The sequence below is a fragment of the uncultured Proteiniphilum sp. genome (assembly GCF_937873925.1).
In the GTDB taxonomy this organism is placed as follows: domain Bacteria; phylum Bacteroidota; class Bacteroidia; order Bacteroidales; family Dysgonomonadaceae; genus Proteiniphilum.
This window is the reverse complement of sequence record NZ_CALNAT010000020.1, coordinates 1-9,531: the sequence shown is the minus strand read 5'-3', so window position 1 is coordinate 9,531 and position 9,531 is coordinate 1. Positions and strand designations below refer to the sequence as shown.

Below are 9,531 nucleotides of genomic sequence, written 5' to 3'. Positions count from 1 at the left end.
CCGCCGCCGCTGAACAGCATGGGGGAGATATACTGCAGTTCCTGTACCTTCTCTTTGATCACGGGGATGTCGCTGTTGGTCATATCCCACCTCCTTCCTTTCCGGAAGCCTTTGTAGGGAACTGTGGTCCGTTGTGATTCGAAGAAACAGGAATTGGTGGCAAACCCCTCGATCTGCGAAAAAATTCCCTGTTCAAGCGCGTTGCCCGATCCCACCATCAGCACCAGCATCAGCATTCCCCAGAAAACGCTAAAAGCAGTCAGCACACTCCGTGATTTGTTGTGCGTAATGGTGATCCATATTTCCTGCCACCTGTCTAAATCAAACATATATACTAATTTGCTAATTTATTAATATGCCAATATGCCAATTAAATTACTAATCATTCAATTATTCTTATTGGCACATTATCCACATTATTCACATTATTCACATTATCATTCCTGTCTCATCGCTTCGATGGGTTTTACTTTGACCGCTTTGCGGGCGGGCAGGTAGCCGGCAATTACGCCGGAGATGATCAGCACTATCGTCGCGAACAGGGCATATCCCACTTCCACGGTAGGATTGGTGAAGATTGACATCTGCGGTTCGTCAGACACAGCTTGCCCGTTAGCCGCCTGTTCCATAAAGAAGTTGACCGTTTCGGTCAGCCCGATGCCCATCATCAGCCCTATATAACCGAAGATGGTGGTGATGATGATTGATTCCAGGATAATGGTTTTCAAAATAGATGCCGGCGTGGCGCCGATGGCCTTCCGGATTCCTATCTCCCGTGTACGTTCCTTTACCGATACCAGCATGATGTTGCTTACACTCACAATTCCTGCGATCAATGTGAGGATACCGATAAGGGCGACTATAAAGGTGATCACGCCGAAAATCTTCATTGTCTCTACGTAATCCGACTGCGCGTTATATATCCAGAGGGCCTGCTGATCTTCGGGATTAAAGTTCAACCTCTGCCCCATCAACGTTCTGAGCGATTCATTGAACCGGTCATTCTCTTCCTTTGTTACTAATCCGTCAACTGTGAAGGTGATCTGGTAGAACTTACGATTGGGATTGAAAATGGCCTGCGCGGTGGAAAAGGGAATGTATGCATTCGATCCTCCCCACTGCTCCTTCTTGGAGTTAACCCCTATCACCTTGAACATAAGCTGTCCCACCTTTACCTGCTTGCCGAGCGGTGAGTCGTCCTTGAAAAGGAGATCGGCGACCTTCTTATCCAGTACGATCACCTTATTCGTCTCTTTCATGTCGAGTTGATTGATGAAGCGTCCTTCCCCCGGACCGATGATCAGATTCTCGATATCAAAATAGTTCGGCATCACACCCCTCACCTGGTAAGACCCGTATTCATTCCCGTAAGAGATGGTCTGTGAGGTATTGATCCTGGCGGTGATGAGCCGGCTTTCCTCCAACTCATTCCTGATCAAATCCAGTTCGTTTTCCGTGAAATGGAGGTTCCGCTCCGATTTCAACCCCTTGTGGGGCATGGAGGTGGTGCCGGGCCACAGGCTGATGCGGTTGACCGCCCGGGAGCTGAAATTCTGCATCACACCGTTTTTCAGTCCGTTACCTGCTCCCAGCAGGACAATAAGGATAAAAATACCCCACGACACCGAGAGCCCGGTAAGGGTGGTGCGCATCCTGTTCTTTTTCAGCGTTGCCAGTATTTCTTGAAGCTGGTCGGTCATACCATTTGCGGTTTTGCGGGTTGGGTAGTGATATGTACGCCGTTATCCTTGCGTGTTTCGTATTCGATCATCCCGTCTTTCAGGTGGATGATACGGTGGGTGGCATCCGCGACCGACGATTCGTGCGTTACGATAATGGTGGTGATCCCCTCACGGTTGAGATCGGTCAGCACCTCCATCACTTCGACGGTGGTCGTACTGTCGAGAGCGCCGGTGGGCTCATCGGCCAGGATAATCTTAGGATTCGAGATCAGGGCGCGGGCGATGGCCACGCGTTGTTTCTGTCCCCCGGACAGTTCATTCGGCATATGGTGCGCCCAATCTTTTAGTCCCATCCTGTCGAGATGCTCCAATGCGATAATATTCCGTTTTTTGCGGCTCACCTTCTTGTAATAGAGCGGGAGCGCCACATTCTCCAATGCGTTCTTAAAGTTGATGAGGTTGAACGACTGGAAAACAAAGCCGATCATCTCATTGCGGTAAAGCGCCGCCTGCGTTTCGCTGAGGTTTTTGATCAGTGTGCCGTTCAGGAAGTATTCGCCCGAATCGTATGCGTCAAGGATGCCCAGTATATTCAGCAGAGTGGATTTTCCCGAACCCGATGCGCCCATAATGGAGACATACTCTCCCGCCTCTATCTCCAGATCGATACCTTTCAGGACATGAAGCGACAGGGCTTCCGTGTGGTAGGACTTATGTAATTGCCGGATTTGAATCATATGATGAAATTTCTTGTTACCTCTATAATTGGTTATCTTTATTTAGACTATCGTTCAATCGAAAGGGTTACGGAATGGTTGTTTTTTCTTGAACGGCACAAATGTATGTCAAAACATTGTACTATGCAATACATAATACTAGGATATTTTAAATTTTAACATTGTTTATGCTTTTAAGAGGGTGACTCAATGATTGGATATGTGACTCAACTCCCAAGCCGCTTTATGGAAACGGGTTGCAGGTCGGTAAACCTGTTGGTGAGGCGCGATTTTCTATGGACGGGCTTGCTGTGCGTTGGGGATGAGTGCGAAGGCATATCCCTCTTCCTGTAACCATTCGATGGCGCGCGGAAGGGCGTACTTCATGTTTTTCTCGGCTTTCAGGGAATCGTGGAACACGATAATGGAACCGTCGCGCGTGTACCTCTTCACGTTCTCCAGCACCCGTTCGGGGGTCATGTAACGGCTATAATCCCTTGTCACCACATCCCACATTATCACGTTGTACCCGACCTGTTGCAGGGCAAAATTCTGGGGTACACGCATATGCCCGTGAGGGGGGCGGAAAAGGGGTGAATCGATCAGCTCCCTCGCTTTTGCCGTATTCTTCAGCAGGAAGGATGTCCGGTTTTTCCATCCCTGTACGTGGTTAAAAGTATGATTACCAGTCAGATGTCCCTTTTCAAGGAGCAGGCGGTACAGGTCGGGATATTTGCGTACGTTGTCTCCCACACAGAAGAAGGTGGCTTTTAAATTGTAGTGATCCAACATATCCAATACCCAGGGTGTCACCTCGGGTATGGGACCGTCGTCGAAGGTGAGATAGACCGTTTTCTGGCCGGGGATACTGATCCTCCAGCGGGCTTCCGGGAACAGAAGCCTGTATAAGTAGGGTGGTTGCTCAATCAGCATGAAATGTGGTTGTAGATTGAAAAGAGATACGGCTGTGAGGCGACTCACAACCGTATGTTATTTTATCTATTGCTGGGACGACTGGTATTGTTCCAGCAGCCTGGGACTGAATTGCTGCATCATCCCGAGCGTTTTCTGCATCGTCTCTTCTTCTGTAGCACGGTGCAACGTATCATCGGCAGCGGTTGAATAATATCCGCGTACCGAACCGTCGGTGATCTCTTTCAACAGCGTATCTCCTATATAGGGAACACCCAGCGTATAGAAGGTCTGTGCCCGTTGCAGCAGGTCATCGACCAGCAGCCGGTATTTATTTTTATCATATTGCTGATAAATGCTTGTGATAAGCATCATGGGGTTGATGTTGTTGATGATCACGTCGGAAAGCGTATTGGATACCTGCAGGGGTTTTAACCGTACAAACCAATCGAGGTTGCTGTTAACCCTGTCGCTGATGTCCGTAATAAGGGCTTCGGCCTTCTCTGTTTCACCCAGGCGGTAATACGCCCGTGCGAAAAGTAGCCCGTCGGTACCATAAGTCACGGCGGAAGAGGGGATCATCGTGGTGACTTTATCCAGCGCTGTCAGTGCTTTTTCACTTTCTCCCGCACTGATCAACGCGTCAATAAGTTGTGTGAAATACAGGCGGAAGGTGGAAAGCATCCGCCGGCTGGTTTCATCGAGATAGATATCGGAATTTTCTTCGAGTCCCCCCCATCTGAATTTATTCACCATGTTGTCGTACGCCGTTTCTATATTCACTCCATTATAAAGGGGAGTGCCCGGGACCACCTGATAGGTGAGGCCGTTGAGCGAGAAATTGCCGTTCTGCAGGTTCATATAGAGAGACGGCGTGATGGTGGTGGCGAAATGGATAGGCCGCTGCCAGTGATCGTCGTTGATATTGCTGAACATCTCCAGGATCATCAACTCCTGTCGATATAGGGCCGACTTATCTTCCAGATTAATATACATCTTGCCGGATGGTTTCGCAGCGAGGGTCTTCCAATCCACCCCGGCGGTGTCCACATCGAGAGAAAGCACCTGGCCAGGGATGATTTGTGTATTACCGGTAGAGAAAGGATTAGCCGGCGTGGCATTCTGTCCCGTCCGCAGATTTTCCATTGTCTGTTTCAGCGAAAGCGTGTCTTTAAAAGCATTCACATCGTAGTAGGACCCGAAAGAGACGGGAGGGATTTTGTTCCGACGGAGTACATCTTCTATCTCCTTTTTGGTGATGATGTGTGCCGCGCTTCCCGCTTCGCCTGAATATTGCGGGCGTGTCCACTGTATGGGCAGCGGTTTCGACTCATAAGCCGGGCGCAGCAGTTGGTCTATATACCATTCCGTCTGGAGGAAGCTGAGGTTGGTGACCCGCACGTCGGTGCGGAAGCCTTCGGTCTCCTGTACATACCAGAGCGGGTAGGTATCGTTATCGCCGTTGGTGAAAAGGATACCGTTCTCACCCACGCAACTCAGGTAGTTCATGCCGGTATCCCTTGCCAGTGTCCTTCCCGAACGGTCGTGGTCGTCCCATGTCTGCGACGCCATCTGTAGGGGAACGCAGAGGGAAGCTACCGTAGCTACGGCGGTGGCGGCAGTGGTATTCTTTATATATTTTCTCAGGAAGTAGCTGATGCCCGCTACTCCCATTCCCACCCAGATGGAGAAGGCGTAGAAAGATCCGGCATAGGCGTAGTCGCGTTCCCTCGGCTCAAACGGCGTCTGGTTGAGGTAGAGAATGATCGCCAGGCCGGTCATGAAGAAGAGCAGGAAGACGACGGAAAAACTCTGTTTTCCCCTTTCTTTCAATTGTAGCTGGTAAAGGATGCCGATGATGCCCAGCAGCAGAGGAAGCATATAGTATTTGTTGCGTCCTTTGTTGTTGACGATGTCGGGTGCGATCTCATCCTGCGGCCCCAGACCCAGCACATGCCGGTCGATGAAAGAAATTCCCGTGATCCAGTTGCCGGCGGTGATGCCGCCGTCGCCCTGTATATCATTCTGCCTGCCGGAGAAATTCCACATGAAATAGCGCCAGTACATATAATTGATCTGGTAGCTGAAGAAAAATTTCATATTCTGCCAGAAGGAGGGCTTCTGGTTCAGGTCGCTCACGCCGCCCCACCGTTCATAACCGATGCTGTGGTTCCTGAACGACGGGTTGCTGGAGTTGGAGTGCATCCTGGGCAACAGCATGGTGTTGGTATATTCGTATTCGGGCGATGTCACCTTTTCGTACCGGTCTTTCTGGTCGGGTGAGGTTTTTAGTATCTGTTTATAAGAGGTTCTCTCCCCTTTCCTGACTATTGATCCGTCGGCGTTTCGTGCCAGCTGTGAAGCATAGGTCGTACCGTGGATAAGAGGGGTTTGTCCGTACTGTTCACGGTTGAGGTAGCTTCCCAGCGAGAAGATATCCTCGGGTGTATTCAGGTCGAGGGGGGGATTGGCGCTTGATCGGATAGGGATCAAGGCATACGCCGAGAAACCAACCAGAATCACCATCAGGCTGGAGATAGCCAGATTGATAAACTTGACCTCTAATTTTTTGTATCTGAATGCAAAATAAGCACCTGCGGCAATAAGCAACCCCCACAACCAGGCATTGCTGCCGATAAAAAGGATCCCCGCCATGCCCAGACTGATAAAGAAAGCAGTTCTGGCACGACGTTCCTGTCCTTTCGGGGAGAATGTTTCATAGAGTGTCCATCCGATCACGCCTACCAGGAGAACAAGGTAGACGAATGTGCCTGTATGATAAGAAAATCCCAACGCGTTCACAAAGAATAACTCGAACCATCCGCCTACTTTCGTGAAACCGGGAATAATCCCCCACATCAATACGACGATAAGTCCGAAAGAGAACAGCAGCGCCTTGATCGCACCTTTCCAGTCAGGGGCTGCGTTCTTCTTGAAGTAGTAGACCAGTACGATAGCGGGGATGCACAACAGGTTCAACAGGTGCACGCCGATGGATAACCCCATAATGTAGGCAATCAGCACGAGCCATTTGTCGGAATGGGGTCTGTCAGCGTTATCTTCCCACTTGAGGATCAGCCAGAACACCAGTGCCGTGAGCATAGATGAGAAAGCGTATACTTCCCCCTCCACGGCCGAGAACCAGAATGTGTCGGAAAAAGTATACACCAGCGCACCTGCGAGGCCGCTACCGATCACTGCGATGGTCCGTCCTACGCTGAGTTCTCCTCCCTCCTCTGGCGTAATGAGTTTACGGGTCAGATGGGTGATGGTCCAGAAAAGGAACAGGATGGTGAATGCACTCATCAATGCCGACATGCTGTTGACCATTTTGGCTACCTGCGACGGATCCTGTGCCAACTGTGTGAAGAGGTTACCCGCCAGCATAAAGATAGGAGCGCCGGGCGGGTGCCCCACTTCCAGCTTGTAGGCGGAGGTAATGAACTCGCCACAATCCCAGAAACTTGCCGTGGGTTCAATGGTGAGCAGATAAACAACTGCTGCGACAGCAAACACACTCCACCCGGCAATATTGTTGATAAGCTTGTACCTGATCATTATTCTCTCTTTTAATTGATTGATGTATAGTTTCAATTTTAACCTGAAATCCCCCTGATGGATCGAATTTTGGGCAAAGATACTTAAATCTCTTTATTCCGGTTGAGAATGAAACGGCATTTTGTGATCAGCGTATTAAAAAAAGTAAAATAAAGAGGCAGCGACACTAAATAAACCGGATTTTGGCATGAGTGAAACCGGTCGTGCTACTGCCGAAGGTACTCCTGCCACGAAGTGAGCCCGGTTTTGGCTGATGGTGAAATCGACAAGGGGCTATTACGGGGGGATCCCGCGAAGTAAAAGCAGTTTTAGCCATGAGAACGTCGGAATAATGGTTAATAATTGTCTATTGTGTTTAATATCAGTAAAATGTGTTGTAAAACATGTTTTTGGATAAATGTCAGTAAATCAGTGGAGTGTGGGCTGTTTTCTCTTTTATCACTGGAACTGCCTCCGAAAAAAAGAAGTTGAATATTTGGAGGAGAAATAATAAAAAGTTTACTTTGGTGATGATTTAAGGAAAAAAATCAATAATTAAAAGGTCGTTTTACATTATAGTTTCTCATTTTATTATCCATGGAGGTTACATTAGTAATTCTGAAACCATCTGCAGTACAACGCGGAATCATGGGAGAAATTATCTCCCGTTTTGAAAGGAAAGGGATTCAGATTGTAGGCATGAAAATGGTAAAATTGACTGATGAAACACTTGAAGAACACTATTCGCATTTGATTGGAAAACCTTTTTTCGGCCGTATCAAAGATTCCATGCAGGCAAGTCCGGTGGTGGTAATGGCCCTGAAAGGTATAGATGTGATAAACGCAGTACGAAAACTATCGGGTGTTACGAACGGAAGAGAAGCACAGTCCGGCACAATAAGGGGGGACTATAGCATGAGCGTGCAGGAGAATATTGTGCATGCCTCCGATTCTCAGGAAACGGCAGAAGCCGAGTTGGGACGCTTCTTTTCAGAGAACGAGATTTTTAATTATTCCCAGCATCTCCTCCCGTATCTTTACGCGGGTGACGAGTTGTAACAAAATAAAAGTGTTTTTTAATGGATTATCAAAAAATTCAGTGAAACAGCAATGGAGAGAAATCAATTTTTAGCAAAAGCAGGCACTTTATTATCTGCAAGCTTGCTGTTCGTTACATTGAACGCATTTTCACAATCGCCTCCGGAATCGGCCGGGAATACAAGATCTGAGCTTATATACAAGCAATTGCACAGTTCCAGCCTGAGCGAACAGTCGGGGCTTTTTGCCGACGGACTGAAACTTAAGTTGGATTTGTCCGTATTGGATGAAGCTGAAGAGGAGAGGGATGCGTTTGATCCCGAAGCCATTCCTGCCGATGATATTTACGAAGGGATGTGGGCGAACAGGTATGTGGATATGTACGGTAGCAGCCTTAAAAATGCGCCCGATACTTTTATCGTGGACCTGGAGAATTTCACTATACCGGTAGATGGGTATATGACGTCCAATTTCGGGCGGAGAGGTAGCCGCCGTTACCACTACGGCATCGACCTGAAAGCGCAGACCGGCGATACCATCTATGCCGCATTCGACGGTAAGGTAAGGGTGAAGCAATACGAAAGAAGGGGATATGGTTATTATCTTGTACTCCGCCATTTGAATGGATTAGAAACAGTATACGGCCATCTTTCCAAATTCCTTGTGGACGAAAATGATTTTGTCCAGTCAGGACAACCCATTGGTCTGGCCGGTAATACGGGGCGTTCGTACGGATCGCACCTGCATTTCGAGACCCGTTTTCTGGGAAAACCCATCAACCCCAATTTCATCATCGATTTCCAGAAAAAAATTCCCCATCACGAGGAATATCTGGTAACCAATTCAAGTTACAAAAAAACATCCAACAGCAGCAAGGTCGTTGTGAAAAGCAACGCGGGCAATACCTCAAATTACAGGGAACCGGCCGGAAATACGGATACGAACAAATATGTTTCGGGTGAAGTGAATTATCACAGGATCCGGAAAGGGGATACACTGGGTGCTATCGCCAAACGCTATGGTGTTTCTGTGAATAAACTCTGCACATTGAACAATATCACTTCGAAAACTACGTTGCGCATAGGCAAATCTATCCGCATTTCATAAATTGTAACCCCGACAGGTGCACAGAAAAAGGTACAGGATAATGAACTTGTACCTTTTTTTTAGTACCTTTGTTCAGTTCAATTCAATTACGATTAGTCGTTGTTTCACGTAAAAAGATTTACAAATTCGAAATGGACGTAACCCACCATCAATTTGACGAGGTGATCGCTATCTGTCGCGCCATATTCGTCAAGAAATTACAGGATTACGGGGCTGCATGGCGGATCCTTCGCCCCGGGTCGGTGACCGATCAGATCTTTATTAAGGCGAAACGTATCCGCACGCTTGAAATGAAAAAAGATAGCCGGGTAGACGAGGGTATTTTCCCCGAATATATCGGCATCGTGAATTACGGTATCGTCGGGCTGATCCAATTGCAACTGGGCTATGTCGACACGGTGGATATTTCGGCTGAAAAGGCCTTGGATCTTTACGACCGTTTCACGGCGGAATCGAAAGAACTGATGGACGCCAAGAATCACGATTACGGCGAAGCCTGGAGGAGTATGCGGATGAGTTCCTATACCGACCTTATCCTG

The 9,531-nt window shown here is 48.3% G+C and carries 7 protein-coding genes and 1 pseudogene; 3 read left to right on the top strand and 5 right to left on the bottom strand.

The annotated features are described in order from the left end of the window. The 5 genes and pseudogenes from Q0502_RS01410 to Q0502_RS01390 form a co-directional block, all read right to left on the bottom strand. Window positions 1-329: pseudogene (locus tag Q0502_RS01410) on the bottom strand (ABC transporter permease); the annotation flags it as partial. A gap of 108 nt (window positions 330-437) precedes the next feature. Continuing rightward, window positions 438-1,700 (bottom strand): ABC transporter permease, encoded by a 1,263-nt coding sequence (locus Q0502_RS01405; RefSeq protein WP_298646291.1) that lies wholly within the window; start codon window positions 1,698-1,700, stop codon window positions 438-440. After that, complete coding sequence (locus Q0502_RS01400) at window positions 1,697-2,419, bottom strand: ABC transporter ATP-binding protein (protein WP_298646288.1); 723 nt, start codon at window positions 2,417-2,419, stop codon at window positions 1,697-1,699. Before Q0502_RS01400 ends, Q0502_RS01405 begins: the two co-directional genes overlap by 4 nt. A gap of 273 nt (window positions 2,420-2,692) precedes the next feature. Next, window positions 2,693-3,331 carry a polysaccharide deacetylase family protein gene (locus Q0502_RS01395; protein WP_298646294.1) on the bottom strand — a complete coding sequence of 213 codons (639 nt, stop codon included), beginning with the start codon at window positions 3,329-3,331 and terminating at the stop codon, window positions 2,693-2,695. Window positions 3,332-3,397: 66 nt separating this feature from the next. Further along, the gene (locus tag Q0502_RS01390; RefSeq protein ID WP_298646287.1) at window positions 3,398-6,868 is read right to left on the bottom strand and encodes a DUF2723 domain-containing protein; all 3,471 of its coding nucleotides are present in this window, start codon (window positions 6,866-6,868) and stop codon (window positions 3,398-3,400) included. A 576-nt stretch (window positions 6,869-7,444) separates the two neighbouring features. Between Q0502_RS01390 and ndk the strand changes: the two genes are divergently transcribed. The 3 genes from ndk to Q0502_RS01375 all read left to right on the top strand — a co-directional run. After that, complete coding sequence (gene ndk, locus Q0502_RS01385; RefSeq protein WP_298646285.1) at window positions 7,445-7,906, top strand: nucleoside-diphosphate kinase; 462 nt, start codon at window positions 7,445-7,447, stop codon at window positions 7,904-7,906. 51 nt (window positions 7,907-7,957) lie between these two features. After that, on the top strand, window positions 7,958-8,992 hold the full coding sequence (locus Q0502_RS01380; RefSeq protein ID WP_298646281.1) for a peptidoglycan DD-metalloendopeptidase family protein: 1,035 nt from the start codon (window positions 7,958-7,960) through the stop codon (window positions 8,990-8,992). A 131-nt stretch (window positions 8,993-9,123) separates the two neighbouring features. Continuing rightward, window positions 9,124-9,531 (top strand): nucleotide modification associated domain-containing protein (locus tag Q0502_RS01375; protein WP_298646278.1); only part of this gene is annotated, 408 nt, incomplete at its 3' end.

Coding starts and splice junctions, on each gene's coding strand:
- Q0502_RS01405 (WP_298646291.1), bottom strand. CDS start 1,700: ATGACCGACCAGCTTCAAGAAATACTGGCAACGCTGAAAAAGAACAGG.
- Q0502_RS01400 (WP_298646288.1), bottom strand. CDS start 2,419: ATGATTCAAATCCGGCAATTACATAAGTCCTACCACACGGAAGCCCTG.
- Q0502_RS01395 (WP_298646294.1), bottom strand. CDS start 3,331: ATGCTGATTGAGCAACCACCCTACTTATACAGGCTTCTGTTCCCGGAA.
- Q0502_RS01390 (WP_298646287.1), bottom strand. CDS start 6,868: ATGATCAGGTACAAGCTTATCAACAATATTGCCGGGTGGAGTGTGTTT.
- ndk (WP_298646285.1), top strand. CDS start 7,445: ATGGAGGTTACATTAGTAATTCTGAAACCATCTGCAGTACAACGCGGA.
- Q0502_RS01380 (WP_298646281.1), top strand. CDS start 7,958: ATGGAGAGAAATCAATTTTTAGCAAAAGCAGGCACTTTATTATCTGCA.